Origin of the sequence: Thioalkalivibrio nitratireducens DSM 14787, assembly GCF_000321415.2 — a bacterium.
GTDB lineage: Bacteria > Pseudomonadota > Gammaproteobacteria > Ectothiorhodospirales > Ectothiorhodospiraceae > Thioalkalivibrio > Thioalkalivibrio nitratireducens.
In genome coordinates, this window is record NC_019902.2 from 2,229,447 (window position 1) to 2,255,888 (window position 26,442).

Below are 26,442 nucleotides of genomic sequence, written 5' to 3' on the forward strand. Positions count from 1 at the left end.
GCTGCCGATGCCTGGCGACCGTCCTAGAGCACCATGCGCACCCGACTGCACCGCTGAAGCGCCTGGTAGAGTGCATCCAGTTGCGCCTGGCTGGTAGCGGTCAGGGTAATGGTGACTCCGACGTAGTTCCCGGCGCGGGACGGGCGGCGAACGACCTCGACCGAGTCCCGGTCCGGCACATGTTGCGCAATCGCGCTCTCGACCGCGGCGAACAGTTCGGGGTGCGCCTCCCCCATGACCTTGATCGGAAAGCGGCAGGGAAACTTCAGCAGGGTGTCGCCTTCGTCGGTCATATCCCCTCCTCTCGCGATGCCGCCGATGGGCCCGCCGGCTTCACACGCTGGTAGGCGGCGAGCGCCTCGTGCCAGGCCTCACCTGGATGTCCATCGCCCACTGCCTTGCCGTCCAGACTCGTGACCGGGAGCAGTTCCTTGGTCGAACTGGTCAGCCAGATCTCGTCGGCACCGCGCAATTCGTCTTCGCTGACCGGTTGTTCGTCGCAGGGCCATCGCGTCCCGCGCAGCACGTCGATCAGCACCCGCCGCGTGATCCCGGGCAGAATCGCGTCGCTCAGCGGGGGCGTCAGCACGTGTCCGTCACGAACCACGAATACGTTGCTCGCGGCGCCTTCCGTCACCTTCCCCTGGCGCAGCAGGATCGCCTCGACCGCGCCCTGCTCGGCCGCCTGCTGCCGCGCGAGAACGTTCGGCAGCAGGGTCACGGTCTTGATGTCGCAACGGCCCCAGCGCTGGTCCGGCAGGGTGATCGCACCGACGCCCCGCCCGGCCAGTTCGGGAGCGGGCGGCCTGATCGGATTCACCATCGCGAACACCGTCGCTGAGGGCGTCTGCGGGAACGCATGATCCCTTGCGGCCACTCCGCGCGTGACCTGCAGGTAGATGGCACGGTCGGCGCCCGGATTCAGGCTGAGCAGGCGTTCCAGCATCTTCCGCCAGGCGTCCCCCGTAAGGGGATCCGCGATCCGGATCGCCGCCAGCGAACGGCGCAGCCGGTCCAGGTGAGCATCGACTTCGAACAACACCCCCCGATAGCTGGGGATGACCTCGTATACCCCGTCCCCGAACATGAAACCACGATCCAGCGGAGAGATGCAGACCGACTCCAGCGGCCGGTAGTCTCCGTTCAGGAATGCGATCACAGAGGCCAGGCCGAGCGAATCGCCAGCACGGTGCTGTCCCACAGCCAGCGGAAGATGCCACCGGCCTCGACCGTCTCGAGCGCCACTAGCGGCTGCCGGCCCAGCGTTTCGCCGCCCAGGGTCACCCGCACCTCCCCCACGGTGTCACCGGCCTCGATCGGGGCCATGTGCGGGCCATGCAGTTCCATCGTGGCCTGCAGCCGTTCACCCTGCCCCTGCGGCAGCACGACCCAGAACGGCTCCGCGAGCCCCGCCTCCACCGTCGTGCTCGCACCCTTGTACAGGCGCGGCTCGTTCAGCACGGTGCCACCTTCGAACAGCTTGCGCGACTCGAAGAAACGCATGCCCCAGTTGATCAGTGCCTGCGACTCGTTCGCGCGGATGATGCCGCCGCGCTGGTGATTTGGCGCATCGATCCCCATCACGACCGCAATCAGCCGGCGATCGTTGCGCTTGGCCGATGACACGAGGTTGTAGCCGGCGGCCGAGGTCCACCCGGTCTTCAGGCCATCGAAACTCTCGTCGCGCCACAGCAGCAGGTTGCGATTCGACTGGTTGATGTCGTTGTAGGTGAACGACTTTTCGCTGTAGTAGCCGTAAAGCTCCGGGAAATCACGGATCAACGCGCGCGCCAAGCGCGCCATATCCGCGGGCGTGGTGTACTGTGCCTCGTGGCCCGGGAGCCCGTGCGGGTTCGCGAAATACGAACGGTGCATCCCCAGTGCGCGGGCCTGGGCGTTCATCAGATCGACGAACGCTCCCTCGGAACCGGCCACGCGTTCGGCGAGCGCGGTCGACGCGTCGTTGCCCGACTGGACGATCATGCCCCGCAGCAGGTCCTCCACGGCGACCCGCTCGCCGACCTCGATGAACATGCGCGATGCACCGTCCATGCCGGTACGCCAGGCACGCTCGCTGATCGTGACCTGATCCTCCAGACCGATCTTGCCGGCCCGAATCTCGCTGAAGACCACGTACGCGGTCATCAGCTTGGTCAGGCTCGCGGGTTCGCGCTCCATGTCGGGATCGAGGGAAGCCAGCGGCAGACCGGAATCGAAATCGATCAGGATATAGCTCTTGGCGGTGATGTCCGACGGTGGTTGCGGGATGACCCCCAGCGATGCGGTCGCGGGACCCGGCGTGGGCAGTGGCTGCGCGCCCAGCTGCGGAACGGACGCGACGATCAAAAGCAGGGAGCCGAGCAAGGCCAGTAGATGCTTGTTCATCAGGATGAGTGACCTGGGCATGATGTTGATGAGTGAACGATACCAGAGTTCGTGCTAACCGCCGGGCCCGTACATGGCCGGCCGGCCTCCGCGCGGCGATTCTACCCGCGGCTGAACGGCCCGCCCACCCCGGCGGATACCGGCGGTCCGCGCGATGCGCTAGCGGGCCCTGCGGGAACTTCGGTGCCTGTGCAACACAGCCAGGCGCGCCGGAGCGAGGCCGGCACGTGCAGGACTAACCCACCCATCACCAACCCACCCACCGCAAACCTGCCCAACGCAGCGACGGCATGTCTGGCGAAGCGACCGGGTGATGCATTTTCCGCATCGCCCACTAGTCCACCACGACACGGTAATCGGTCAGCGCGGCCTGGTGCAGCCGCTCGGTCGCATCCTGCACGGCCAAGGGGTCGACCAGCGGCCCGATCCGCACCCGATGCAATGCCCCATTCGCGGCCTCGAACGTGGTGATCCGCACCGCATCGAAGCCGAGATCCCGCAGATCGGCCTGCACCCGCTCCGCCGCGACACGGCTGGCAAACGCGCCCACTTGGATAAAGCGATCATCCGCCGGCATCTCACCGGAATCGATCGATTCGTGGTTCGCGCCGCCCTGATCGGCCACGCGCACCGGGCCGGCTTCGTGGTCGCGCGGACCCGCCGCCCGGACCAGCACCGGCGCGACTCCCCGTTCCAGCATTCCCAGCCGGTAGGCCGCGGCATAAGAGAGGTCGATCACGCGGCCGGCCACGAACGGTCCCCGATCGTTGACCCGCACGATCACCCGCCTACCGTTGTTCAGGTTGGTTACCTCGACGAAGCTGGGCAGCGGCAGGCTCCGGTGCGCCGCCGTCATCGCGAACATGTCGTAGGGCTCGCCACTGGACGTGCGGCGGCCGTGAAACTTGGTTCCATACCACGAAGCGAGGCCGCGCTGTTCGAATCCCTCGCTCGACACCAGCGTCCGGTAACGCTGGCCGAAGACCTCGTACTCGGGAGGATTTCCGTAGCGACTACGGGGTTCGTCGCGCGGCACCGCGTCGGGGATCGATGCCAGGTCGCGCGGCACCGCCCCTGGCGGGCCGTCCACCACCGCCTTGCGGCCCGGGCTGCCGCCGCAGCCGGCCAGGCACAGCCCCCCAGCGAGCGTCAGCACCAGAAGCAGCGCAAGGAAGCGCCGGCGCCCGCGGTTCATCATCACGCTGCCACCACCCTACCCGTGGCACCACGACCCGCGCCGTGTGCCGCAACGGGTCGGGTGCTGCTCATTGCCGTAGCGCCTCCGCGAGTTGGTGCACCGCCATTGCATACAGTGGACTGCGGTTGTAACGCGTGATCACGTAGAAGTTCGGGTAACCGAGATAGTACTCGAAGCCGTGCCCACCCTCGAGACGGATCAGCGAGAAACGGCCGTCCGCCGGCACCACTTCAGCCGGATAGACGCCGTGCGCGGCAAGCTCGTCGAGCGAGAAACGCGCCTGGTAGCCCCCACCCAGCAGGGCCTCGTAGCCCTCGCCTTCCACCTGCGCCCGGGCCACCACCGGCTGTCCCGTTTCCCAGTGGTGCTCGCGGAAGTAGTTCGCGACACTGCCGATCGCATCGGCCCAGGAATCGATCAGGTCACGGCGCCCGTCGCCGTTGAAATCCACCGCGTACGCCCGGTAGCTCGACGAAATGAACTGCCCGCGACCCATCGCGCCGGCGTAGGAGCCGCGTGTCTCGCGGGTATCCAGCCCCTCCTCGTCCACGAGCTGGAGGTAGTGCCGCAGCTCGCTGCGGAAGAAGTCCGCCCGTGGAGGATAATCGAAACCGAGCGTCACCAGCGCATCCATGACCCGGAACCCGCCCAGGTTCCGCCCGTAGTTCGTCTCGACCCCGATGATCGCGGCGATCAGCGCCTGGTCGACCCCGAAGACTTCCTCGGCCCGTTCGAGCCAGTACGCCTGTTCCTCCATGAACACCTGCCCCCGCTCGATCCGCGGACTGTTCACGAAGATCGGTCGGTAATCCTTCCACGGGCGCGCCTCCGCGGGCCGCGAGATCAGATCCAGAATCCGCTGCTGCGGCTCGACATCGGCAAACAGCGCCTCCAGCTCGCCGCGGTCCAGCCCATCCGCCGCGAGTTCGTCGATAAAGGCGATGACCTCGGGGCGCTCCAGGTACGGCGGATCGCCCGCGCGGTACTCCGACTGCGACACGGCCAGGCCCGGGAGCGAACAGGCCGCGAGCAACAGGATGGACACGGCATGAATACAGATCTGCAGCAAGAGCCCGGGCCGGGTTTTCAGGGTCGGAGTCATCGATTCACCAGTCGCTGTTGGGAGTGAACGGCCATCAGGATACCGAAGCCCACCATGAGCGTCACCAGCGACGTGCCCCCGTAACTGACCAGTGGCAGCGGCACCCCGACTACCGGCAGCATCCCCGCCACCATCCCAATGTTAACAACCATATACACCGCAAACGTCAGGCTGATACTACCGGCAATCAGCCGCGAGAACCGGTCCTGAGCCATACCCGCGATCCAGAGCCCCCGCGCGATGATCAGAAAATACAAGGCCAGCAGCACCAGCACGCCCAGAAAGCCGAACTCTTCCGCATAGACCGCGAACACGAAGTCGGTCGATCGCTCGGGCAGGAATTGCAACTGGGACTGGGTGCCGTTCAGCCAGCCCTTGCCATACAGCCCTCCGGATCCGATCGCGATCTTCGACTGGATGATGTGATAGCCGGCACCCAGCGGATCGGACTCCGGATTCAGCAGGGTCAGCACGCGCTGGCGCTGGTAATCGTGCATCTGCGCCCAGAGCAGGGGAATGGCCGCCGCGACCACCGCGCCCAGCCCGACGAACCAGCGCCAGTTCAGCCCGGCGAGGAACACCACCAGCAGTCCCGCGGCACCGACCAGCAGCGCGGTCCCCAGGTCGGGCTGCCGCATGATCAGCAGTACCGGGACGACGATCAGCACCGCGACCACCACGAGATCGAGGAAGCGGGGGGGCGCAGTACGCAGCGACAGGTACCAGGCGACCATCAGCGGCATCGCCAGCTTCATGATCTCCGACGGCTGGAACCGCAACATGCCCAGGTCGAGCCAACGCCGGGCGCCCTTGCCCACTTCGCCCATGAACATCACTGCGACCAGCAGGCCCAGAGCGGCCAGAAACAGCCAGGGGGACCAGGCCCGCAATGTCGAGACGGGTATACGGGCGACCAACAGCATGCCCGCCAGCCCGAACCCAACGCGGACGAGTTGCCGTTCCATCGCCGCCACGTTCTCGCCGGAGGCGCTGAAGAGCACGACCAGACCGAGTGCGAGCAGGATGGCGAGCAGCAGCATTAGAGTCCCGTCCAGGCGCAGGCTGCGCAGAATCCACTGCGACGCAGTAAGCTCTCTGCCGGTCACACTGATCAACGCACGCCCCCGGCTTCGACGGCATCGGCCAGCAGCCCGCGCGATGCAAGGTGGAAATCGATCACCTTGCGCGCAATGGGCGCCGCGACCCGACCCCCGCTGCCTCCGTGCTCGACGAGCACCCCTACCGCGATCTGCGGATCGTCGGCAGGCGCATAGGCCAGGAACAGCGCGTGGTCCCAGAGCCTGCGATCCAGTTCCGACTCGTCGTATTCCTGGTCGGGCGCGAGGCTGAACACCTGCGCCGTGCCGGTCTTCCCGGCGATCCGGTAGGAAGGCGCGGTGCTGCCGATGCTGCCCCAGGCGGTGCCATGACGTGCGTGCACCGCGTCGATCAGTGCCTCGTGGATCACAGCCCAATGGTCGTCGCTCGCCGACACCGGCGCCAGCCGGCGCACCGGTTGCACGATCGGCTCTGCGTCGCTGTGATCGCGGACCGCGCGCAGCAGGCGTGGCTGCAGCCGTTGCCCGCGGTTCGCCAGAGTGCTCGCGATATCCGCGAGCTGCAGCGGCGTGGTCAGCATGTAGCCCTGGCCGATCGCGGTAATCAGGGTCTCGCCGGGGAACCAGGGCAGGTTCTGCACCGAGCGTTTCCATTCCCGGCTCGGGCGAATACCCGGGCGTTCGCCGGTGGCATCGATGCCGACGCGGTCACCGATACCAAAGGCCTTGAACATTGGCGCCATCCGGTCGATGCCCAGTTTGTATCCGAGATCGTAGAAGTAGACGTCGGAGGAAACGGCCACCGCACGCGACATGTCCACCCAGCCGTGCCCACTGCGCCGCCAGTCACGGTAGCGGCGTTCGTGCCCCGGCAGCTGGTAGTAACCGGTCGCGAACATGCGCCGTTCCGCGGTGGTCACCTGCTCTTCCAGCCCCGCCAACGCAACCACCGGTTTCAATGTGGATCCGGGTGGATACTGGCCGCTCAGCGCCCGGTTGAACAGCGGTTTGTGCGGATCGGATTGCAAGGCGGCAAAATCCCGGTGGGAGATCCCGTTCACGAAGGGATCGGGGTCAAATCCGGGCTTGCTGACCAGCGCCAGCACCTCCCCGGTCGCGGTATCGATCGCGACCACGGCGCCATCGTGTGGCGCCAGCGCAGCACGCGCCGACCGCTGCAGCTCCACGTCGATGCTCAGAAACAGATCCTGTCCGGGCACCGGTGGCGTGACCGACAGTTCACGGATCACCCTTCCCTGGGCGTTGACCTCGACCTGCTTGTGGCCGGTGGTTCCGTGCAGCACGTCCTCGTAGTAGCGCTCGATCCCGGTCTTCCCGGTATGAGAACTGCCCGCGTAGTTGCGCATATCCAGCCGCTGGACATCCCGCTCGTTGATCCGGCCCACGTACCCCACGACATGGGCAAAATCGGCACCCTGGGGATAGTGACGGACGGGGCGGGCCTCGATCTCGACGCCGGGGAGTTCGTGCCGCGCCACCGCAATCCGGGCCACGGCCTCGTCGTCCAGCCCCGCCTTCAGCAGTACCGGCTGGAACGGGCGGCGCTGGCGCACCGACGTCCGGAAGCGCTCGATCTCGGCCGGAGTAAGGTCGACCAGGGGGGCGAGGCGCTTTAGCAGTCGGTCCAGATCGCCCGCCTGCTCCACCGTCACCTCGAGCTGGTAGGCCGGCTGGTTCTCAGCCAGCAGCACGCCGTTGCGATCGTAGATCAGTCCGCGCGCCGGCGGAATCGGTTCGATCCGCAGCCGATTGTTCTCGGACAGCGTGGTGAAGTGAGCATGCGCTCCGACCTGCAGGCTGAACATACGCACGCCGATCGTCAGCACCAGGCCCAGCAGCACCACAATCGCGACCAGCACCCGGATCGAGAAACGGCGCTGGTCCCGGCTTCCCTCGTCGTAGGAGTCGTTTCGATCGATCAACATGCGTCAGGGCCCGGCAGCGGGTGGCCTTGCGGGAGGGTCCGTTCGCACCCGGGCCACGGCTCCCGAACGGCGGAGTCGAAGCAGCTCAGACCTTGCTTTTCTGATAGCGCTTGTAGCTCGCGAGGATTTCCGCCTTGGCGCTGGCGGCGTCCGACCATCCCTCGACTTTCACCCACTTGTTGCGCTCCATTTCCTTGTAATGCCCGAAGAAATGGGTAATTTGATCCAGCAGTTCCCGGTGGACGTCCTCCGGCCCGTGGATGCGCTCGTATTGCGGGTCGAGTTTGGTCAGGGGGACCGCCAGCACCTTGGAATCCGGGCCGGCCTCGTCGGACATGTTCAGCAGCCCTACCGGCCGTGTCCGCACCACGGCCCCCGGGACCAGCGGTACCGGCGTAATCACCAGCACGTCCAGCGGGTCCCCGTCCTCCGCGAGCGTATGCGGCACGAACCCGTAGTTGCAGGGATAGAACATGGCCACTGTCATGAACCGGTCGACGACCAGGGCTCCGCTGTCCTTGTCGATCTCGTACTTGACCGGCTGCCCCAGCGCTGGGATCTCGATCACGACGTTGATATCGTTGGGGATATCGGCGCCGGCGGGGATTTTGCTCAGGTCCATGGACGGAACCTCACGGCTGGGTTGGTGGCACATTATACCGGTGATCGGGTCCAGGTGAATCGGCTTGCGGGGGGATCTCGCAACCGGTATAAGTCCGGCAGGCGGATGTCACCGGGGCTGCGGCGTCCGGCAGGCCCTGACAGTCCCCGGATCGACAGCTCGACCACGACAGGAACATCATCATGGAACTCACCGGACGCACCCCCCCGACACCATGACGGCCAAGCCGCTGCGACGCCCTGCCGCGCTGGTCCCTGCGCTGCTCCTGGCCCTGCTTCCGCAGCCCGCGATCTCCGAATACCTGTCCCTCTGCCCGGGCCCGCCCGACGCCTTCTGGCCCCAGCTCCGATCACTCGAACCCGGCGTGATCGAGGTGGAATCCGATTTCGTCGAGGCTATCCGCGAGCGCAGCGTGCACGCGCGCGGAGACGTCCGGCTGTTCGCGGACGGGCGCCGGGTGGATTCGGACTGGGTCGACTACGACCTGCGCGAGCGTGTGGTGGAAACGCGCGGCCGCACCCGGCTGTTCGACGGCGACCTGCTAGTCGAGGCCGGCGAAGGCCGGTACTGGCTCGACCAGGATCAGGGCGAGTTCTCGGACATCGACTACTGGCTGCGCTCCCGGCGCGCGCGCGGGAGCGCAGCCCACGCGGAGCAGGAAGGACCGGGGCGGATCCGCCTGACCTCCGGCGGCTATACGACCTGCCCGGAAGACAATGACAGCTGGTGGCTGTCGGCGGGCTCCATGCGCCTGGACCAGGACAGCGGACGCGGCCATGCCCGCAACGTGACGCTGCGCCTGCGCAACGTCCCCGTATTCTACACACCGTACATCAATTTTCCGATCGACGACCGGCGCCAGTCCGGGCTGCTCACGCCACGGGCTGGCTACAGCACCAACAGCGGCCTCGACATCGCCGCCCCGTGGTACTGGAACATCGCCCCGCAGTACGACGCGACACTCACGCCGCGTATCCAGTCCCGGCGCGGTCTGATGCTGGAGAGCGAGTGGCGCTACCTGCGCCCCTGGGGGAGTGGCATCGTGGATCTTGCGTTCCTGCCGGACGATCGCGTGACCGGGGACGACCGGCACCTGTTCCGGTGGCGTCAGCAGGCCACGCTGCGGCCAGATCTGTTCCTGGGCATCGATGCCACCGACGTATCGGACCCGAGTTACTTCCAGGACTTCGGCACCGACCTCTTCAGCTCCAGCACCGCGGTCGTCGAGCGCCGTCTGGACCTGATCTACGACCAACCGGCCTGGCGCCTGACCGGTCGCGTGCAGGGGTTTCAGTCCCTCGACCCGAGCCTGACGGCGGAGGACCGCCCGTACCAGCGCCTGCCGCAGGTGCTGCTGCAGGCCGGTCATTCGCTGGATTCGGGGCTTTACTGGGGCCTGCGCTCGGAGCTGGTGCGGTTCGAACGCAGCGACTCGGTCACCGGCACACGCGTGGATCTGGAACCCGAGGTCGGCTTTCGGCACGACGGTGGCGGCTATTTCATCGAACCGCGGGTCAGCGTCCGGCAAACCGACTACCGCCTGGACGGAATCGGGCCCGGCACCGACCGCAGTCCGAGCCGGACGCTCCCGGCCATGAGCGTGGACGGTGGCCTGGTCCTGGAACGCATCCTGGACGACGGCAATCTGCAGACCCTCGAACCGCGGGTCTTCTATGGCTATGTGCCATTCCGGAATCAGGACGACATCCCGCTGTTCGATACCGGGGAACGCGACTTCAGCTTCGATAGCCTGTTCACTACCCAGCGTTTCATCGGCGCCGACCGGGTGGGAGACACCCACCAGATCACCACGGCGGTGACCAGCCGGATCATCGACCCCACGACGGGCGCCGAGCGGCTGAGCCTGTCCGGCGGCCAGATCACCTACCTCGACGACCGCCGTGTCGGGCTTCGGCCGGGCGCGCCGCCCAGACGGGAAAACCGCTCCGAGCTTGCCGCCGAGGCCCAGGCGCTGCTGGGCCGGAACTGGCATGGCCGCGGGTCGATCCTGTTCGACACCGACCGCGACCGTGCGCGCCTCGCGACCGTCGCCCTGTCCTACCGCCCCGGGCAACGGGCGTTGCTGAACCTGGGCTACCGCTTGCGCGAAGGGCAGATCGAGCAGACCGACATCTCGGCCTACTGGCCGCTGAGCGACCGGATCCAGGCCATCGGGCGCTGGAATTACAGCCTGCGCGAAGACCGCGATCTCGAACTGCTGGCCGGTCTTGAGTATCGTAGCTGCTGTTACGGTCTGCGCGTGGCACTCCGGCGATACCTCACCGACTTCGATGGCGGGTACAATAACGCGATCTACTTCCAGTTGACGCTCGACGGTCTGACGCGCTTCGATACCGGGCTCGACAACCTGCTGCGCGAGGGCATCTCCGGCTATGGGACATTCGAGAACCACTAGCGCACTGGCAGCGATCGTGTTGATCGTGCTGTCCACTGCACTGCATCCGGCGCTGGCCCAGGAGCGCGACCGCTTCATGGACCGGATCGTCGCCGTGGTCGGCGAAGATGTGGTCACCCAGCGCGAACTCGTGCAGAGGCTGCAAATGGCCGAGCAGCAGCTCGTTCAACGCGGGGTCGGGATCCCCGACCGCGATGCGCTGGTGCGCCAGGTGATGGAGCGCATGGTGCTGGAACGCATCCAGTTGCAAGAGGCGGAACGGGTCGGCATCCGGATCGACGAACTCGCGCTGAACCGCACGATGGAAAACATCGCCGCCGAGAACAACCTGACCCTGCTGCAACTGCGCAACGCGCTGCAAGCCGAGGGGGTCGACTTCAACCAGTTTCGCGAACAGATCCGCGACGAACTCACGATCGCGCAGTTGCGGCGGCGTCAAGTCGAGGATCGGCTGCGCGTGGGCGAGCAAGAGATCGACGACCTGATCGCCGCCGAAAGCGGCGCGATCGACCGCGACGTGCGCTACCACCTGGCGCACATCCTGGTTGCGCTGCCGCAGGGCGCCGACTCCGGCACCATTGCCAGGGCACGCGAGCAAGCGGGCGAGCTACGGGACCGCGCCGTTGCCGGAGAAGACTTCGCGGGCCTGGCCATCACCCACTCCGACGCGCCGGACGCGCTCGAGGGGGGTGACCTTGGCTGGCGCGGCGCCGCCGACATCCCGACCCTGTTCGCGCGCAACGTGATCCTGATGCGCCCCGGCGAGATCACCCCCGTCTTGCGTTCCCCGAACGGCTTTCACATCGTGAAGCTGATCGACCGTGAGGGCGGCGCCAGCGTTGCGGTGGATCAGGCGCGCGTCCGGCACATCCTGATCAGCCCCGACCAGATCCGCGGCGACCTCGAGGCCGAGGAGCAGGCCCGCGTCCTGTATCGTCGCATCCAGGACGGTGCCTCGTTTGCCGACCTCGCCCGGGCGCACTCCGACGACCCGGGATCCGCCGCCCGCGGAGGCGAACTCGGCTGGATCAGCTCGGGCGAGACCGTGCCCGCGTTCGAGGAGGCGGTCGCCCATCTGGCCGTAGGCGAGGTCAGCGCGCCGGTCCAGAGCCCGTTCGGCTGGCACATCATCGAGGTACTCGACCGCCGGGCGGTGGACGCCTCGCGTGAACTGCTCCGTGCCCGGGCACGGGAAATCCTGCAGAACCGCAAGCGCGAAGAAGAGACCGAACTCTGGCTGCGCCGCCTGCGCGACGAAGCCTTCATCGAATACCGAATCGAGGGCCTCAGGTCCTGAAGGCACTGTCGATGCCCACCAGCGAACCCACACCGCGTCTGGCACTCACCACCGGGGAACCCGCCGGCGTAGGCCCCGACCTGCTGCTGCGGCTGGCACAGCAGCCGATCGCCGCGCAGCGGGTCGCGATCGGCAACCCCGCGCTGCTGGAGCAGCGTGCGCGGCAGCTCCGGCTCCCGTTGCGCATTGTCACCTTTGCACCGGACGGTCCGCGTGCGCCGACCCCACCCGGAACCCTCGAACTGATTCCGGTCCCGGTGGCTGCACCCGTTCATTGCGGCGTGCTGGATCCGGCCAACGCCGAACATGTCCTGACCCTGTTGGAGACCGCTGCCGCCGGCTGCATCGACGGCCTGTTCGACGCGATGGTCACCGGGCCGGTGCACAAGGAGGTGATCCACCGTGCCGGCTACGCCTTCACTGGTCATACCGAGTGGCTCGCCGAGCGCGCCGGCGGCTGCCGCCCGGTGATGATGCTCACCGCGGGGAGCCTGCGGGTCGCGCTGGCGACCACGCACCTGCCGCTGCGCGCGGTCCCCGATGCGATCACCCCTGCCCTGCTCGAGGAGGTCATCACCATCCTCGACCATGATCTGCGCAGCTGCTTCGACATCGACCCGCCCCGGATCGCGGTGTGTGGCCTGAACCCGCATGCCGGGGAACACGGCGTGCTCGGAACCGAGGAGTGTTCGGTGATCATACCGGTGCTCGACACCCTGCGCGCGCGCGGGATCGACCTGCGCGGGCCATTGCCGGCAGATACCGCTTTCACCCCCCGCGCGCTCGCCGAGGTCGACGCGGTGCTCGCGCTGTACCACGACCAGGGGCTTCCAGTACTGAAACACGCCGGCTTCGGCCGGGCCGTGAATGTGACTCTGGGTCTGCCCTTCATCCGCACCTCGGTGGACCACGGAACGGCGCTGGACCTGGCCGGTTCCGGATCCGCCGACCCGGGCAGTTTCCTTGCGGCCGAGGCGCTGGCCCGCGAACTGGTAGTCCGACGAAGGCACGCGGGGCCCGACCCGGTCGCACGGGGCCCACGGGCCGGGACGTGAACCCCGGGGTCGCCGCGCGCAAGCGGTTCGGACAGAACTTCCTGCACGACCCCGGTGTTCTTGCGCGCATCGTCGCCGCGATCGCCCCGGCCCGCGACGATTCGATGATCGAGATCGGCCCGGGACTCGGTGCTCTGACCCGACCCTTGCTCGAGCGAGTTGAACACCTGGAGGTCGTGGAACTCGACCGTGACCTGATCCCCCACCTGCGCACGCTGGCCGCGCCCGACCGGCTCACCATCCACTCTGCCGATGCACTCGCGTTCGACTTCGCCCACCGTGCTCCGGGTCCGGGGCGCCTGCGCGTGGTCGGGAATCTGCCCTACAACATCTCCACCCCCCTGCTGTTCCACCTGCTCGACCAGGCCGAAGCGATCCGCGATATGCATTTCCTGCTGCAGAAGGAAGTCGTCGAACGGCTGGTCGCCGGCCCCGGCAGCAAGCGCTACGGCCGACTGAGCGTGATGCTGGGCGCGCGCGCGCGCGCCAAGCAGCTGTTCACGGTCGGGCCCGGAGCATTCCGCCCCGCCCCGAAGGTCGAATCCGCGCTCGTGCGCATCGAGCCCCTGGATCGCCCCCTGGTGCCACCGGAACTCGAAAGCCGGTTCCGCCAGCTCGTCCACCAAGCCTTTTCCAACCGCCGCAAAACCCTGCGCCGTGCTCTGGCGGGCCTGCTGCCACCGGACGCATTCGCCGCCGCAGGTGTGGCCTCCGGCCTTCGGCCGGAGGCGCTGGAGGTCGCCACGTTCATCCGTCTCGCGTCGCTGACCGCACCGGGAAGCAACGATATGCGACCGAAACCGGCCGATTCCGCAGGTGCACAGTGAGCATCGTGGTCGGTGACATCGGGGGCACCAAGACGCTGCTCGCGGTCGCACGCCCGGAGGCCGGCGGCTGGCATTTCGAACACCGCGCCCGGCTGCCCAGCCAGGACCATCCCAGCCTCGAGCATCTGCTGGAGCACTGGCTTGCAACCAAGGGCGATCGGGAGGAACCGATCTCCGCGGTCGGACTGGCTCTGGCAGGTCCCGTCCAGGGCGAAAACGACTCGGCGACGGCGCGCCTGACCAACCTGGACTGGCCGCCCCTCGATGCGCGTGGACTCGCACGTCGGTTCGGGGCGCCGGTACGTCTGCTCAATGACTTCGCGGCGATCGGCGCAGGCCTGGATGCGCTGCGCCCGGCAGATCTCGACACCCTGCAGGCCGGTCATCACGACCCTGCCGGCCTCCGGCTGGTGGTCGGTGCAGGGACCGGGCTGGGCACCTGCCTGGTGGGACCACCGCCGCAGAACCGCCTTTTCCCCGGGGAAGGCGGACACGCAGACTTCTCGCCCGCCGACGCCTGGCAGGCCGCGCTCGGAGAATGGGTGCGCCGACGCCTCGGACGCTGCACCCGGGAGCACCTGCTGAGCGGAGCCGGCATCGCCCGGATCACCGCCTTCGTGCATGAACAGACGCCGGCGCCGGAGCTGGCAGATGCGCTGGCGGCACCGGATCCGGCGGCCGCGATCGGCACCCTGGCCGACAGCGGCAACCCGGCGGCCTTGCAGGTCGTCGAACGCTTTGTCAGCATCTATGCGGGTCAGGTCGGTGACCTTGCGCTGACCGCCTTGCCTCGCGGCGGTGTATTCATCGCCGGCGGGATCGCTCCCCGGTGGAAGGCGCATTTCGAGGCACCGGGATTCCTTCAAGCGTTCCGCAACAAACCACCGATGCAGGATCTGGCGGCTGGTCTGCCCCTGCACCTGATCGTCCATCCTGAACCCGGCCTGCTGGGCGCGGCGGCGGCCGCGCACCGGGCCATGGAACCTCCTGGAGATACTGCATGAGCCCTACGGAACACCGCGTCGAGATCGAAGTCGCAACCGCGTACATCGAAGAACAGTCGGATCCCGAGGCCTCGCGGTTCGTGTTCGCCTACCACATCACGATCCGCAATACGGGTGAGGCCGCGGTCCAGCTGCTGAACCGGCACTGGATCATCCGCGACGCCCGCGATCAGACCCAGGAAGTGCGCGGCGAAGGTGTGGTGGGCAAGCAGCCACGGATCCCGCCCGGAGAGGAATTCGAATACACCAGCGGCACGGTGCTCGAGACCCCGGTCGGGACGATGGAGGGCAGCTACGAGATGCGCGACGATTCGGGTTTCACCTTCCAGGCCCCGATCCCCCCGTTCACTCTCTCGATCCCCCATTCGCTGCATTGACGGTGGGTTCCTGATGGCTGTTTACGCCGTTGGTGACCTGCAGGGCTGCCTGGAGCCTCTCGAGCGGCTGCTCGAGCGGGTCGCGTTCGACCCGGCACGTGACCGTCTATGGCTGGTCGGCGACCTGGTGAACCGGGGGCCCGACTCCGGGGGCTGTTTGAAACGGGTGCGCGATCTGGGCGATGCGGCGGTGACCGTGCTCGGCAACCACGATCTGCACCTGCTGGCGGCCGCCGCCGGCCTGCGCACGCCCCGACCGCGCGATACGCTCGACAATGTGCTGGACCGGCCAGACGCCGATGAACTGCTCGAGTGGGTCGCGCACCGGCCCCTGATCCACCACGATGCCGGCCTCGGATGGACCCTCGTCCACGCCGGGATCCCGCCGCAATGGGATCTGGACCGCGCCCGGGCCGAAGCCCGGGCCGTCGAGGAGGTTCTGGCACATCCGGATCAGCGCGAGGCGTTTCTCGCCCGGATGTACGGCAACCAGCCGGACCGCTGGAATGCGCGGCTGCGCGGCGTCGACCGGCTGCGCTACACCGTGAACGCGTTCACCCGCATGCGCTACATTCGCGACGATGGCGGGCTCGACTTCGAGGAAAGCGGTCCGCCCGGGCTCGCCCCGCGCTGGCTCACCCCATGGTTCGAGGTGTCCGGACGCGCGTGCGCGGGCCAGCGCATCGTATTCGGCCACTGGTCGGCCCTGGGCCATCGCCGGGGGCCAGACTGGCTGGCGCTCGATAGCGGCTGCGTTTGGGGCAACCAGCTGACCATGGTGCGACTCGACGCTGCGCCGGACGACGAAGCGCTGTGGCAGCAGCCCTGCCCTGGCTGATTGCGCGCCAGGCCGGCGCCACCCATCGGTAACGAAGAGGCGTAGGGCGGAAGAGGCCGAAGGCCGTCATCCGCCATCCGGCGCCGGGGTTGCCGCAGGCGCCGGGGATGCGCGAACGCCGAGCGGCGGATGACGCTGCGCTATTCCGCCCTACGGGACTGACCGACGCCAAGGCCGCTACGGAAGCGGCTGAGGACAAGCTTTGCCAAGCGAGGGCCGCCGCCCGCGCGGCAGCATGACGGCCTGACGCACCCCAACCCCACCGACCCCGGCCCCGCGCCGGGGTTTTTCGTGCGCCGTGACCGTGACTTTTCTGTGACCCCAACGAAAAACCGCCTTTCGGCGGCTTTCGTACGTGCTTGTTTTATTTGGTCGGGGCGAGAGGATTTGAACCTCCGACCACCTGCACCCCATGCAGGTGCGCTACCAGGCTGCGCTACGCCCCGAAGTGCGTAAGTGTAGCGAATCGGAGCTCCCCGGGGAAGTCCGAATATACGCGCCGCGCACAGGAGCCGCGGATACTCAGTGCCTCAGGATGCGCAGGATGCCTTCGAGCTCGGTGATCGTATCCTGGATGAGCTGCTGGGTCTGGGTCAGGTCACCCTTGGCCTCCTCGCCGCTCAGCTTTTGCCGCGCACCGTGAATCGTGTAGCCCTGCTCGTACAGCAGAGCCCGGATCTGGCGGATCAGCAATACGTCGTGGCGCTGGTAATAGCGCCGGTTGCCGCGGCGCTTCACCGGGGAGAGCATCGGGAATTCCTGCTCCCAGTACCGCAGCACATGCGGTTTCACCTGGCAGAGCTCCGCGACCTCGCCGATCGTGAAATAGCGCTTGCCGGGGATCGCCGGCAGTTCCTGACGCTCACTCGCTTCCAGCATAGGCCTCCACCCTCTCCCGCAGCTTCTGGCCCGGACGGAAGGTGACCACCCGGCGTGCCGACACCGGGATCTCCTCCCCGGTCTTGGGATTGCGCCCGGGGCGCTCACCCTTGTCGCGCAGCACGAAGTTGCCGAATCCCGACAGCTTCACGCTGTCACCCCGTTCCAGTGCCAACCGCATTTCCTCGAAGAAAAACTCGACGAGTTCCTTCGCCTCGCGCTTGTTCAGACCCAGTTCCTCGTGCAGGACCGTCGCCAGTTCTGCCTTCGTTACAGCTGCCATGCTCAGTATCTCGGTTTCGCGCCAAAATGGGCGTCCAGATGCTCCAGAACCGCCCTGGTAACAGTCTGTACATCCTCTTCTTCAAGGGTGCGATCAAAAGCCCTTAAAATCAAGCCAAAAGCGACACTTTTCTCGCTTTCTTCGAGCCCCTTGCCGCGATACACGTCGAACAGGCGGGCTTCCTGCAACAGCGGCAGATCGAGTTCGCCAAGCGCGGCCAGAAGTTCACCGACGGGCACATCCTCGTGCACCACCAGCGCCAGATCGCGGCGGATCGCGGGAAATGCGGAGAGCGCCCGGAATCGGGGCACCGGTGCGGCCGACAGCACAGCGCCGTCGAGCTCGAACAAGAACATCTCCGGCACGTCGAAGCGTTCGCGCAGCGATGGATGCAGTGCACCGATCCAGCCGATGCGGCGGTCGTCCAGCAGCACCCGCGCCGCCTGACCATCGTGCAGCGCGGGATGCAGTGCCGGTTCGAAACGCAGCGCACCCGCACCGCCCGGGCACAACGCCTCGACCACCCCCTTGGCATCGAAGAAATCGACGCCGCGGCGTGCGGCCTGCCAGTGTTCCGGCTCCGCCCCGCCGCACAGCAGCCCACCAAGCCGGGGCTCCTGACGCAGCCCGGAAGCGTCCGGGACGAATCTCAGGCCGTATTCGAACAGCCGGAGATCGCCCTGCTGGCGGGCCAGATTGTGGGCCGCGGTACGCACCAGGCCAGGCCACAAACCGGGGCGCATCACCGCGAGTTCGGACGAGATGGGATTGGAAAGTTCGAGTCCCTGAACTTCGGGATAGAACGCGTCGGCCCAATCGGGTGCGATGAACGAAAAGCTCACGATCTCGTGAAAACCCAGATCCGCGAGTTCGCGCTTGTGCCGGACCAGAGCGACCTCGGCGGCGCGGGCCGCCGGGACCGTCGCGGCCGGGAGCGTCTGCGGCAGGCGTTCGTAGCCGTGGACGCGTGCAAGCTCCTCGATCAAATCCTCCTCCCGGGTCAGATCGAAGCGGGCCCGCAACGGATATACCGTCCAGCCGTGCTCCACCGCGTTCACCCGGCATCCGAGCCCGACGAGGATCCGTTCGACCTCCGCCGGGTCGAAGGCCATCCCCAGCACCCGCGGGATCCGCTCCCGGCGCAGTGCGATCGCGGTATCCGCATGGGCTGTCGGCACCACTCCCTGGTGGGTCACCGGGCCGGGCGAACCACCGGCGATCGCCTGGATCAGCGCCGTGGCGCGTTCCATCGCATACAGCGGCAGCGTCGGGTCGACCCCACGCTCGAACCGGTGCGAGGCGTCGGTGTGCAACCCGTACGCCCGCGCGCGCCCGGCCAGCGCCTGTGGCGCGAAATGCGCGCTCTCCAGCACCACCCGGGTCGTGTCCGCGGTCACCGCGCTGTCCTCGCCGCCCATGATGCCCGCGAGGGCCAATGGTCCGCGTGCATTCGCAATCAACAGGTCTGCGGAGCCCGGTTCGATCTCGTCGCCATTGAGCAGCCGCAGACGATCGCCGGATCGCCCGAACCGTACCTCGATGCCATCGCCCACCGCGTCGGCGGCAAACGCGTGCATCGGCTGCCCGAGTTCCAGCAGCACGTAGTTGGTCACATCGACCACCGGGTGCAGCGGGCGCACCCCGGCGCGACGGAGCCGCTCACGCATCCACATCGGCGTCTGCGCGCCCGGGTCCAGCCCGTCGATCACTCGCGCGGCATACAGCGGACAGGCGCCCGGGTCCGCGACCTGCACCGCCACCTGCAGGTCCGACTCCGGCGGCACCGGCTCGATCCGCGGGCCGGAGACCTCCCGGTCCAGCAGCACACCAGTCTCGCGCGCGACACCCAGCATCCCGAGGCAGTCCGCGCGATTCGGCGTCAGGTCGATCTCGAGGATCGCGTCATCCAGCCCGAGCCACTCGCGGAAATCGGCCCCGACCGGGGCATCGTCGGGCAGCGCCATCAGACCCTCGGACGATTCCGCCAGCCCCAGCTCCGACGCCGAACAGAGCATCCCCTGCGATTCCACTCCACGGAGCTTCGAACGCTTGATCCGGAAGTCGCCCGGCAGCACCGCGCCAATGCAGGCCACCGGTGCCCGCATCCCGCCGACGACGTTCGGCGCCCCGCAGACGATATCGAGCGGCGCATCGCCGCCGGCATCGACCCGGCAGACGCGCAGCCGGTCGGCGTCGGGGTGCGGAGCGACGCTCAGCACCTGCCCGATCCGCACCCCGCGGAACGCGGGCGCCGCCGGCTCGATCGCGTCGAGTTCGAGACCGGCCATGGTCAGCCGGTGCCCCAGTTCTTCTTCCGTCTCGGTCACCGGAAGCCATTCGCGCAACCACTGCATGCTGATCCGCATCGTCGCTACCCCGCTCTGGCGAACTGCCCGAGAAACCGAACATCATTCTCAAAAAAAAGCCGCAAGTCATTGACTCCGTAGCGAAGCATGGCCATGCGTTCCACTCCGAGACCGAACGCGAAGCCGGTGTAGCGCTCCGCGTCGATCCCGACATGGCCGAACACGTTGGGGTGCACCATTCCGCAGCCCATCACCTCGAGCCAGCCGGTCTGCTTGCAGACCCGGCAGCCGGACCCCCCGCAGTGCACGCACTGGATGTCGACCTCGGCCGAGGGCTCGGTGAACGGAAAATAGGAAGGCCGAAACCGGGTCTTCAGATCGTCGTTCTCGAACAAGGCCTGCAGGAACGCGCTGAGTACGCCGCGCAGGTCCGCGAAGGTGACGCCGGAATCGACATACAGCCCCTCGACCTGGTGGAACATCGGGCTGTGCGTCAGATCGGAATCGCAGCGGTACACGCGCCCCGGAGCGATGATCCGCAGCGGCGGGCGCTGCTCTTTCATCGCGCGAATCTGCACCGGCGAGGTGTGCGTGCGCAGTACCCGGTGGGCGTCGAAATAGAAGGTGTCGTGCATCGCCCGCGCCGGGTGTTCCTCGGGGATGTTCAGCGCCTCGAAGTTGTGGAAGTCGTCCTCGACTTCGGGCCCCTCGGCGACCCGGTAGCCCATGCCGGCGAAGAACTCGCGGATGCGCTCGATCGTCTGGGTGACCGGGTGCAGGCTGCCGGTCGCCGGACGGCGCCCCGGCAGGCTCACATCCACCCGTTCCTCGCGCAGCTTCCGCGCCACCTCGGCGGCGGCCAGTTCCCGCTGGCGCGCCTCGATTCGCCCGGACAACTCGCCCTTCGCCTCGTTGACCGCCTGTCCCGCCCGCGGTCGCTCCTCGGCGGGAAGGCGACCGAGTTCCTTCAGCAGCGCGGTCAGCGCGCCCTTTTTGCCGAGATAACGCACCCTCAGCGCGTCGAGATCGGCAAGCCCTTCGGCCTGCTCGATCCTGGCTACGGCCTCGGCCACCAGCTTCTGCAATTGTTCCACGTCGGATTTCTCCACGACCCGCTGCCGGCCTGCGGTACCACTGGCGACGGGCATCCTGCATCGGTTGCCTGAAAGAAAAAGGGAGGGTCTGGGGCCCTCCCTTCGGTTCGCTGCCGGTACACCCACCGCAAGGCGAGTGCACGCTGCGGCGAGTCCCTTCAGTCGCTCCGGACTCGGCGATCCCTGCGGGATGATGCGCCCGGGGCGCCTCCCCGGGCATTTTCCGCAACCGTCATGCCGGCAAGGCGGCCTTCGCGGTATTGGCGATCTTGCCGAAGGCCGCGATGTCGTGCACCGCAAGGTCGGCGAGCACCTTGCGGTCGATCTCGACCCCGGCCTTGTTGAGGCCGTCGATCAGGCGGCTGTACGACAGGTCGAACTGACGGGCCGCCGCGTTGATCCGGACGATCCACAGCGCCCGGAACTGGCGCTTTTTCTGGCGCCGGTCGCGGTAGGCATACTGCCCGGCCTTGGTGACAGCCTGCTTGGCGACCCGGTAGACGTTCTTGCGAGCACCGTAATAGCCCTTGGCCTGGTCCAGAACCTTCTTGTGACGTGCGTGGGCGGTAACGCCGCGCTTGACTCGTGGCATGGTTCTCCTCCTCGATCAGCTGTGCGGCAGCATCTGGCGGACGGCCGCGACATCGCTGTCGTGGATCATCGCCGCACCACGCAGGTGGCGCTTACGCTTGGTGGACTTTTTGGTCAGGATGTGGCGGCGGTGCGACTGCGCCCGCTTGAACCCACCCGAACCGGTCTTCGCGAAGCGCTTGGCTGCGCCCCGGTTGGTCTTCAGTTTCGGCATTTGTATCTCCAGTCTAGAGGCCGCTACGTGCATGCACGGCCGATTATCAGAGGCCTGCGGGTATACCGGAACCCGCCGGCCCTTGTGTTCGACGCCCGCTACGACTTCTTCTTCGCGGACATCACCATCGTCAGTTGCCGGCCTTCCATCTTGGCACGCTGTTCCACCACCGCGATGTCGGCCAGATCCGACTCGATCCGGTCGAGCAGTTCTCCGCCCAGTTCCTGGTGCCTCATCTCCCGGCCGCGGAAACGGATCGTCACCTTGCCCTTGTCGCCGGCCTCCAGGAACCGGATGAGATTACGCAGCTTGACCTGGTAATCCGCTTCGTCGGTCCCCGGCCGGAACTTCACTTCCTTGACCTGGACCTGTTTCTGGTTCTTCTTGGCCGCCTGAGCCTTCTTGGCCTGTTCGAACTTGAACTTGCCGTAATCCATGATCCGGCAGACCGGGGGATCGGCGTTGGGAGATATCTCCACCAGATCCATTCCGGCTTCCAGCGCCATTCCCAGCGCGATCTCCGTTTTCATCACGCCGCGGTTCTCACCCTCGGCATCGATCAATCGGATCGTCGGGCAGATGATCTGCTCGTTCAGTCGAACACTCTTGGCTCCGCTAATAGCCTTATTCTCCAGACAATTGTAGGTAATGAATCCCGGGGCCGATTGCGCTCAGTGACCGCGACTGGCGATCTCTCCCTGAAGCCGCTCCGACAGCGCCCCGAGGCTCATGCTCCCGAGGTCTTCCCCGGACCGGGTACGCACGGCCACGGATTGGGATTCCATTTCGCGGTCCCCGAGGACCAGCAGGTACGGCACGCGCTTGAGCGTGTGCTCGCGAATCTTAAAGCCGATCTTCTCGTTTCTCAAGTCCGCATCGACCCGCAGCCCCTGTGCACGCAGGCCCGATACGACCTCCCGGGCGTAGCGGTCCTGGCGCTCGGTGATGGTCAGCACCCCCACCTGCACCGGGGCCAACCACAGCGGGAACAGACCCGCGTAGTGCTCGATCAGCACACCGAAGAACCGCTCCAGCGAGCCGAACAACGCGCGATGGATCATGATTGGCCGCCGGCGCTCGTTGTTTTCGGCGACGTATTCCATGTCGAAACGCTCCGGCAGATTGAAGTCGAGCTGGATCGTCGAACACTGCCACTGCCGGCCGATCGCGTCGCGGATCTTCACGTCGATCTTCGGCCCGTAGAACGCGCCGCCGCCCTCGTCCACGGTGTATTCCAGTCCCTTCTTCTCGATCGCCGAGCGCAGCGCCGCAGTCGCGTGGTCCCAGATTCGGACAGACCCTACCGCGTCCTCAGGTTTCGTGGAAAGATGAATTTCGAAATCATTGAAACCAAAAGCACTCAGCAGCTCCAGAGTCAGGTCGAGCACGCCGATGATCTCGGACTCGATCTGATCTTCCCGGCAGAAGATATGCGCGTCGTCCTGGGTGAAGCCGCGCACGCGCATCAGCCCGTGCAGCGCGCCCGACATCTCGCGCCGGTATACCGTGCCCATCTCGCCCCAGCGCAGCGGCAGATCCCGGTAGGAGTGCAGCCGGTCCTTGTACACCAGCACGTGGAACGGGCAGTTCATCGGCTTGAGCTGGAACGCCTGGTTGTCGTCCTCCATCGGCTCGTACATCGACTCCGAGTAGAAGTCGGCGTGCCCGGAGGTCTTCCACAGGTCGAGGTTCGCGATATGCGGGGTCACCACGAAGTCGTAACCGGCACGCTCGTGGAGGTCGAACCAGAACTGCTCGATCACGCGGCGGATCCGCGCGCCCTTCGGATGCCAGAACACCAGGCCGCCACCGGCGTCGTCCTGGATCGAGAACAGGTCGAGTTCGGTGCCGATCCGGCGGTGGTCGCGGCGCTCTGCCTCGCGCAACTGCTCGAGGTAGGCGTTCAGCTGCTCCTTGTTCGGCCAAGCGGTGCCGTAGATGCGCTGCAGCATCTCGTTGTTCGAGTCGCCGCGCCAGTAGGCGCCGGCGACCTTGGTCAGCTTGAAGGCCTTCAGCCGGCCCGTCGACGGGATATGCGGGCCGCGGCAGAGATCGACGAAATCTCCCTGCCGGTACAGCGAGATTTCCATGCCCTCGGGAATGCTCTCGATGATCTCGGCCTTGTACTCCTCGCCCATGTTGCGGAAATAGACGACCGCATCGTCGCGCTGCATCACGGAGCGCTCCACCGGCAGGTCGGCCTTGGCCAGTTCCTTCATCCGCTTCTCGATCTTCTCGAGATCCTCGGGCGTGAAGGGACGCTCGAACGAGAAATCGTAGTAGAAGCCGTTCTCGATCACCGGGCCGATGGTCACCTGCGCGCCCGGAAAGAGATCCTTCACCGCCTGCGCAAGCAGATGCGCGGTCGAGTGCCGGATGATCTCGACACCCTCGGGATCGCGGTCGGTCACGATCGCGAGTTCCGCATCCTCGGTGATCGGGTGCCGGACATCGACCAGGCGCCCGTTGACCTTGCCGGCCAGCGCGGCCTTGGCCAGACCCGGGCCGATGTCGCGCGCAACATCGAGCACCGTCACCGGCGCATCGAACTCGCGGCGGCTGCCATCGGGGAGAGAAACTGCAGGCATCGTTCGGACTCCTTCGCCGACCTGTACGCGGGGTCGAGCGCAGTGATGGATGGATCGCCCGGCGTGGTGCCGGGGCCGTCAGGGACGGCGGATCATACCAGAGGCCCGCCGCCCGGAGCGAAATACCGCAACGCTGTGGGCCTGCCGCGCTTGTCGGAGCCGCCGAAGATCGAGGCCGACGCCCAGGCCGTCGACACCAGATCAGGGACCGACAGCTCCGACGCGAGCATGCGATCCTTCAGCGACACGATGTCCCGGGCATCGATCAGTTCGTGGTCAACCGCGGGTACCGGATCCTGCCAGGTCAGGTCCTCAGCCGGAACCGAGCGCTCGACGCTATGCCCCTGACGGCCGCTGCTGACTTTCATGGCCAGCGGCCACCCTGAACGAGGGAAAGGCGAGCCACGCAGAACACGGACCGACACGGACATGCGGTTCGGTCCGTCTCATCGCCCGTGATTCCCGTGTTCGTCCGCAGCTGCCTTCCCACGCTGACGCAGCCATCGGTCCCGCCGCAGCGGAAAGCCGGTTCCTCGCAGCAGGCGCCGGTGTCGCCGGCCACGACGACCTGCGCCGTCGGCCGGTGCATGTTCACCGGACCGACGGTATTCGGCAAAACGATAGCCGCCGGGGCCGCCCGGCATGCTTCAGCAGGCCGATGGAGTGTCCTGCGCGTCACGCTCCAGGCAACGTATCAGGAACAGGACGGTGAGCATGTGGCCCAGGGCCAGCAACACCGCGAGCACGGCGTAGAACACGGCCCAGGGTACGAAACCCTGCAACAGCATCAGCGTCGTGGGGAACCCGATCAGGATCAGGTAAAAGATCCCGAAGGTCGGGAACGCAACGCGGTCATGCACCCGGCGCTGCCAGTCCGGCCAGGCCAATGCCAGCGCGAACACCGGTTCCGGGCCCGGATAAAGGGCATTGAGCCGTGTTTCGAAGCGGCGCATGCGTGCCTGATGAAAGAAGAAAATCGACTGCTTGAGCAGGTTGTAGAACAGCACGAACATGATCACCAGCAGCAGCGTCGTGAAGCCTACCGGTGTCACCGGCTCGTCGAGGCGCACGTTTAGATCCAGCATCCTCGCCATGGGATCCCAGGCGAGCACGGCCCCGACCGCCCCCAGCAACTTGATATCCGACAGCGCGCCCCTGATGTAGGCGTTGCAGCTTTCCGAGAGACGTACGTACTCCTTGTACAGCAGGTCCGTGGTCTCCGCCCCTTCCGCCTCACGTGGTGTTTCGTTCATGGTGCGCCCCCTCTCTCGTCAAGGCCGGTTCCATCGAGTCTCCTGATTATCACGGAAGCTCCGCAAACTGGAACGGACCGTCTTCGAACGCACCGTCATCGCGAGAAGCGAAGCCTTTAGCCGCGAGCGCAGCGAGGCGGGACGTGGCGATCCAAACGGCGTGAGTCCTCACGACGCCGCCTGGATTATTCGCTGCGCTCACCCTGCGGGCCGGCCTTCGGCTGTTCAATGCGCTACACGCATGGGTGCTTCGCGACGCCTGCAATGACGACCGACGCAGAGCGGTGCCATCCTGGCTGCAGAGGTTTCGTGATCATCAGGTCGAGTCTAGCCCTTGACGCTCGAGGCCATCGATGCGCCCCCTGCGCCGATGCCATGCGGATCATCGCCTTCCCGACCGCTGGCTCGGCGGTCCAACGGGTCGCGCATGGCATCGGCGAGACGAGCGGCCGCACGCATGCGTGCCGCCCGCGCGGAGGGATCAGCGCGCGGTCTGCTCCCGAACCGCCCGGAGATCCCAGTTCCTCAGAAGCTCGACGGCGACATCCGACGACTCGAGATTCCTGCCCTTGACCTGCATCATGATGCGGCCGTCCAGCAACAGCGTCGCCTCAGCCTGCGCTCTATTCGGCTCCCATTTGAGCATCGCGGATTCGCGCCCGATGCGCACGCGCTCGGTATTGGGTTGTGCCGCCATCATCGCCGGGTTGTTGAATATGGCCGCCACCCCCTGAATCATCGGGCTGTCGACGATCAGCGACGCTTCCAGTTGCCCGGAGCCGTCGTCCTGGGTGTAGGCACGCTGCAACATCGTCCCGCCACCGCCGAACATCCCGGCCATTCCGCCCCCGCCGGATTGCGATTCCACCAGCGCCGCGGTCCAGCCGGCCGGTGCATCCGGGAAGGTGTCCGCGATGCGGTTGGCCATCAGTTTACGGATGTCGTTGATCGCGAACTCGAGTTCCGTGATGGCCGCCCCGTAGTCCTGCTCCTGGTACAGATCCAGGCCCAGTTCGATCTGCTCCTGGATCTCGTCGGCGAGTGCCGGACCTGCGGTTGACATCAGAAGGCCCGCGCCAAGGAGCGTTACAAAGAGGGGCTGGTGTGGG

Annotated in this window: 26 protein-coding genes and 1 tRNA gene; 7 read left to right on the forward strand and 20 right to left on the reverse strand. The window is 66.7% G+C overall.

The genetic code is table 11. From position 1 onward, the window contains the following. Positions 1-23: 23 nt before the first annotated feature. The 8 genes from TVNIR_RS10320 to ppa all read right to left on the reverse strand — a co-directional run bounded on the left by TVNIR_RS10320 (position 24) and on the right by ppa (position 8,311). On the reverse strand, positions 24-293 hold the full coding sequence (locus TVNIR_RS10320; RefSeq protein ID WP_015258977.1) for a YbeD family protein: 270 nt from the start codon (positions 291-293) through the stop codon (positions 24-26). Beyond that, positions 290-1,159 (reverse strand): D-amino acid aminotransferase, encoded by an 870-nt coding sequence (locus tag TVNIR_RS10325; RefSeq protein ID WP_015258978.1) that lies wholly within the window; start codon positions 1,157-1,159, stop codon positions 290-292. Before TVNIR_RS10325 ends, TVNIR_RS10320 begins: the two co-directional genes overlap by 4 nt. Continuing rightward, positions 1,156-2,385, reverse strand: coding sequence for a D-alanyl-D-alanine carboxypeptidase family protein (locus tag TVNIR_RS10330; RefSeq protein WP_418081030.1), 1,230 nt, complete (start codon positions 2,383-2,385; stop codon positions 1,156-1,158). The genes TVNIR_RS10325 and TVNIR_RS10330 overlap by 4 nt, the downstream gene beginning before the upstream one ends. A 334-nt stretch (positions 2,386-2,719) precedes the next feature. Then, positions 2,720-3,580 carry a septal ring lytic transglycosylase RlpA family protein gene (locus TVNIR_RS10335; RefSeq protein WP_083499530.1) on the reverse strand — a complete coding sequence of 287 codons (861 nt, stop codon included), beginning with the start codon at positions 3,578-3,580 and terminating at the stop codon, positions 2,720-2,722. A gap of 70 nt (positions 3,581-3,650) precedes the next feature. After that, positions 3,651-4,685: a lytic murein transglycosylase B gene (mltB, locus tag TVNIR_RS10340; protein ID WP_015258981.1), complete on the reverse strand. Its 1,035-nt coding sequence runs from the start codon at positions 4,683-4,685 to the stop codon at positions 3,651-3,653. Further along, entirely contained in the window at positions 4,682-5,800 is a 1,119-nt protein-coding gene (rodA, locus tag TVNIR_RS10345) for a rod shape-determining protein RodA (protein WP_043739600.1), read from the reverse strand. Before rodA ends, mltB begins: the two co-directional genes overlap by 4 nt. Continuing rightward, positions 5,797-7,689: a penicillin-binding protein 2 gene (mrdA, locus tag TVNIR_RS10350; protein ID WP_015258983.1), complete on the reverse strand. Its 1,893-nt coding sequence runs from the start codon at positions 7,687-7,689 to the stop codon at positions 5,797-5,799. The genes rodA and mrdA overlap by 4 nt, the downstream gene beginning before the upstream one ends. An 85-nt stretch (positions 7,690-7,774) precedes the next feature. Then, positions 7,775-8,311, reverse strand: coding sequence for an inorganic diphosphatase (gene ppa / locus TVNIR_RS10355; RefSeq protein ID WP_006748599.1), 537 nt, complete (start codon positions 8,309-8,311; stop codon positions 7,775-7,777). Between the two features lie 214 nt (positions 8,312-8,525). Here ppa and TVNIR_RS10360 point away from each other — a divergent pair, with 214 nt between their 5' ends. Genes TVNIR_RS10360 through TVNIR_RS10390 form a run of 7 tightly spaced genes read left to right on the forward strand, consistent with a single transcriptional unit; the run spans position 8,526 to position 16,125 of the window. Beyond that, positions 8,526-10,727 (forward strand): LPS-assembly protein LptD, encoded by a 2,202-nt coding sequence (locus tag TVNIR_RS10360; protein ID WP_015258984.1) that lies wholly within the window; start codon positions 8,526-8,528, stop codon positions 10,725-10,727. Then, positions 10,705-12,024 (forward strand): peptidylprolyl isomerase, encoded by a 1,320-nt coding sequence (locus TVNIR_RS10365; RefSeq protein WP_015258985.1) that lies wholly within the window; start codon positions 10,705-10,707, stop codon positions 12,022-12,024. The genes TVNIR_RS10360 and TVNIR_RS10365 overlap by 23 nt, the downstream gene beginning before the upstream one ends. Before the next feature lie 11 nt (positions 12,025-12,035). Further along, positions 12,036-13,079, forward strand: coding sequence for a 4-hydroxythreonine-4-phosphate dehydrogenase PdxA (gene pdxA / locus TVNIR_RS10370; RefSeq protein ID WP_015258986.1), 1,044 nt, complete (start codon positions 12,036-12,038; stop codon positions 13,077-13,079). Continuing rightward, a complete protein-coding gene (gene rsmA, locus TVNIR_RS10375) occupies positions 13,076-13,906 on the forward strand; it encodes a 16S rRNA (adenine(1518)-N(6)/adenine(1519)-N(6))-dimethyltransferase RsmA (RefSeq protein WP_015258987.1) in 831 nt (276 codons plus the stop codon). Before pdxA ends, rsmA begins: the two co-directional genes overlap by 4 nt. Further along, entirely contained in the window at positions 13,903-14,910 is a 1,008-nt protein-coding gene (locus TVNIR_RS10380; RefSeq protein ID WP_015258988.1) for a glucokinase, read from the forward strand. The genes rsmA and TVNIR_RS10380 overlap by 4 nt, the downstream gene beginning before the upstream one ends. Next, complete coding sequence (gene apaG / locus TVNIR_RS10385) at positions 14,907-15,287, forward strand: Co2+/Mg2+ efflux protein ApaG (protein WP_015258989.1); 381 nt, start codon at positions 14,907-14,909, stop codon at positions 15,285-15,287. Before TVNIR_RS10380 ends, apaG begins: the two co-directional genes overlap by 4 nt. Before the next feature lie 13 nt (positions 15,288-15,300). Next, positions 15,301-16,125: a symmetrical bis(5'-nucleosyl)-tetraphosphatase gene (locus TVNIR_RS10390; protein WP_015258990.1), complete on the forward strand. Its 825-nt coding sequence runs from the start codon at positions 15,301-15,303 to the stop codon at positions 16,123-16,125. A gap of 369 nt (positions 16,126-16,494) precedes the next feature. Here the strand turns inward: TVNIR_RS10390 and TVNIR_RS10395 are convergent. The 12 genes from TVNIR_RS10395 to TVNIR_RS10450 all read right to left on the reverse strand — a co-directional run bounded on the left by TVNIR_RS10395 (position 16,495) and on the right by TVNIR_RS10450 (position 26,396). Then, positions 16,495-16,571, reverse strand: a tRNA-Pro gene (locus TVNIR_RS10395). 76 nt (positions 16,572-16,647) lie between these two features. Continuing rightward, entirely contained in the window at positions 16,648-17,004 is a 357-nt protein-coding gene (locus tag TVNIR_RS10400; RefSeq protein WP_015258991.1) for a MerR family transcriptional regulator, read from the reverse strand. Continuing rightward, on the reverse strand, positions 16,988-17,287 hold the full coding sequence (locus tag TVNIR_RS10405; protein ID WP_015258992.1) for an integration host factor subunit alpha: 300 nt from the start codon (positions 17,285-17,287) through the stop codon (positions 16,988-16,990). The genes TVNIR_RS10400 and TVNIR_RS10405 overlap by 17 nt, the downstream gene beginning before the upstream one ends. A 2-nt stretch (positions 17,288-17,289) precedes the next feature. After that, positions 17,290-19,653, reverse strand: coding sequence for a phenylalanine--tRNA ligase subunit beta (gene pheT / locus TVNIR_RS10410; protein ID WP_015258993.1), 2,364 nt, complete (start codon positions 19,651-19,653; stop codon positions 17,290-17,292). A gap of 5 nt (positions 19,654-19,658) precedes the next feature. After that, the gene (pheS, locus tag TVNIR_RS10415) at positions 19,659-20,687 is read right to left on the reverse strand and encodes a phenylalanine--tRNA ligase subunit alpha (RefSeq protein WP_015258994.1); all 1,029 of its coding nucleotides are present in this window, start codon (positions 20,685-20,687) and stop codon (positions 19,659-19,661) included. Positions 20,688-20,919: 232 nt separating this feature from the next. Beyond that, positions 20,920-21,279 carry a 50S ribosomal protein L20 gene (gene rplT / locus TVNIR_RS10420; protein WP_015258995.1) on the reverse strand — a complete coding sequence of 120 codons (360 nt, stop codon included), beginning with the start codon at positions 21,277-21,279 and terminating at the stop codon, positions 20,920-20,922. A 15-nt stretch (positions 21,280-21,294) separates the two neighbouring features. Then, positions 21,295-21,492 carry a 50S ribosomal protein L35 gene (gene rpmI / locus TVNIR_RS10425; RefSeq protein WP_006748586.1) on the reverse strand — a complete coding sequence of 66 codons (198 nt, stop codon included), beginning with the start codon at positions 21,490-21,492 and terminating at the stop codon, positions 21,295-21,297. Between the two features lie 98 nt (positions 21,493-21,590). After that, on the reverse strand, positions 21,591-22,142 hold the full coding sequence (gene infC / locus TVNIR_RS10430) for a translation initiation factor IF-3 (protein WP_471546464.1): 552 nt from the start codon (positions 22,140-22,142) through the stop codon (positions 21,591-21,593). 21 nt (positions 22,143-22,163) lie between these two features. Further along, complete coding sequence (gene thrS, locus TVNIR_RS10435; protein WP_015258997.1) at positions 22,164-24,080, reverse strand: threonine--tRNA ligase; 1,917 nt, start codon at positions 24,078-24,080, stop codon at positions 22,164-22,166. 92 nt (positions 24,081-24,172) lie between these two features. Next, a complete protein-coding gene (locus tag TVNIR_RS10440; RefSeq protein ID WP_015258998.1) occupies positions 24,173-24,448 on the reverse strand; it encodes a hypothetical protein in 276 nt (91 codons plus the stop codon). A gap of 279 nt (positions 24,449-24,727) precedes the next feature. Next, on the reverse strand, positions 24,728-25,333 hold the full coding sequence (locus tag TVNIR_RS10445; protein WP_015258999.1) for a hypothetical protein: 606 nt from the start codon (positions 25,331-25,333) through the stop codon (positions 24,728-24,730). A 481-nt stretch (positions 25,334-25,814) separates the two neighbouring features. Continuing rightward, positions 25,815-26,396: a hypothetical protein gene (locus tag TVNIR_RS10450; RefSeq protein WP_015259001.1), complete on the reverse strand. Its 582-nt coding sequence runs from the start codon at positions 26,394-26,396 to the stop codon at positions 25,815-25,817. Positions 26,397-26,442: the final 46 nt, after the last annotated feature.

Bases quoted from the DNA above. Each gene is read 5' to 3' on its own strand.
- thrS (WP_015258997.1), bottom strand. From the start codon at position 24,080: ATGCCTGCAGTTTCTCTCCCCGATGGCAGCCGCCGCGAGTTCGATGCG.
- TVNIR_RS10450 (WP_015259001.1), bottom strand. From the start codon at position 26,396: ATGTCAACCGCAGGTCCGGCACTCGCCGACGAGATCCAGGAGCAGATC.
- TVNIR_RS10360 (WP_015258984.1), top strand. From the start codon at position 8,526: ATGACGGCCAAGCCGCTGCGACGCCCTGCCGCGCTGGTCCCTGCGCTG.
- rpmI (WP_006748586.1), bottom strand. From the start codon at position 21,492: ATGCCGAAACTGAAGACCAACCGGGGCGCAGCCAAGCGCTTCGCGAAG.
- pdxA (WP_015258986.1), top strand. From the start codon at position 12,036: ATGCCCACCAGCGAACCCACACCGCGTCTGGCACTCACCACCGGGGAA.
- pheT (WP_015258993.1), bottom strand. From the start codon at position 19,653: ATGCGGATCAGCATGCAGTGGTTGCGCGAATGGCTTCCGGTGACCGAG.
- TVNIR_RS10400 (WP_015258991.1), bottom strand. From the start codon at position 17,004: ATGCTGGAAGCGAGTGAGCGTCAGGAACTGCCGGCGATCCCCGGCAAG.
- TVNIR_RS10320 (WP_015258977.1), bottom strand. From the start codon at position 293: ATGACCGACGAAGGCGACACCCTGCTGAAGTTTCCCTGCCGCTTTCCG.
- mrdA (WP_015258983.1), bottom strand. From the start codon at position 7,689: ATGTTGATCGATCGAAACGACTCCTACGACGAGGGAAGCCGGGACCAG.
- apaG (WP_015258989.1), top strand. From the start codon at position 14,907: ATGAGCCCTACGGAACACCGCGTCGAGATCGAAGTCGCAACCGCGTAC.
- TVNIR_RS10365 (WP_015258985.1), top strand. From the start codon at position 10,705: ATGGGACATTCGAGAACCACTAGCGCACTGGCAGCGATCGTGTTGATC.
- TVNIR_RS10330 (WP_418081030.1), bottom strand. From the start codon at position 2,385: ATGAACAAGCATCTACTGGCCTTGCTCGGCTCCCTGCTTTTGATCGTC.
- TVNIR_RS10440 (WP_015258998.1), bottom strand. From the start codon at position 24,448: ATGAAAGTCAGCAGCGGCCGTCAGGGGCATAGCGTCGAGCGCTCGGTT.
- TVNIR_RS10445 (WP_015258999.1), bottom strand. From the start codon at position 25,333: ATGAACGAAACACCACGTGAGGCGGAAGGGGCGGAGACCACGGACCTG.
- rplT (WP_015258995.1), bottom strand. From the start codon at position 21,279: ATGCCACGAGTCAAGCGCGGCGTTACCGCCCACGCACGTCACAAGAAG.
- mltB (WP_015258981.1), bottom strand. From the start codon at position 4,685: ATGACTCCGACCCTGAAAACCCGGCCCGGGCTCTTGCTGCAGATCTGT.
- TVNIR_RS10335 (WP_083499530.1), bottom strand. From the start codon at position 3,580: ATGAACCGCGGGCGCCGGCGCTTCCTTGCGCTGCTTCTGGTGCTGACG.
- ppa (WP_006748599.1), bottom strand. From the start codon at position 8,311: ATGGACCTGAGCAAAATCCCCGCCGGCGCCGATATCCCCAACGATATC.
- TVNIR_RS10405 (WP_015258992.1), bottom strand. From the start codon at position 17,287: ATGGCAGCTGTAACGAAGGCAGAACTGGCGACGGTCCTGCACGAGGAA.
- TVNIR_RS10390 (WP_015258990.1), top strand. From the start codon at position 15,301: ATGGCTGTTTACGCCGTTGGTGACCTGCAGGGCTGCCTGGAGCCTCTC.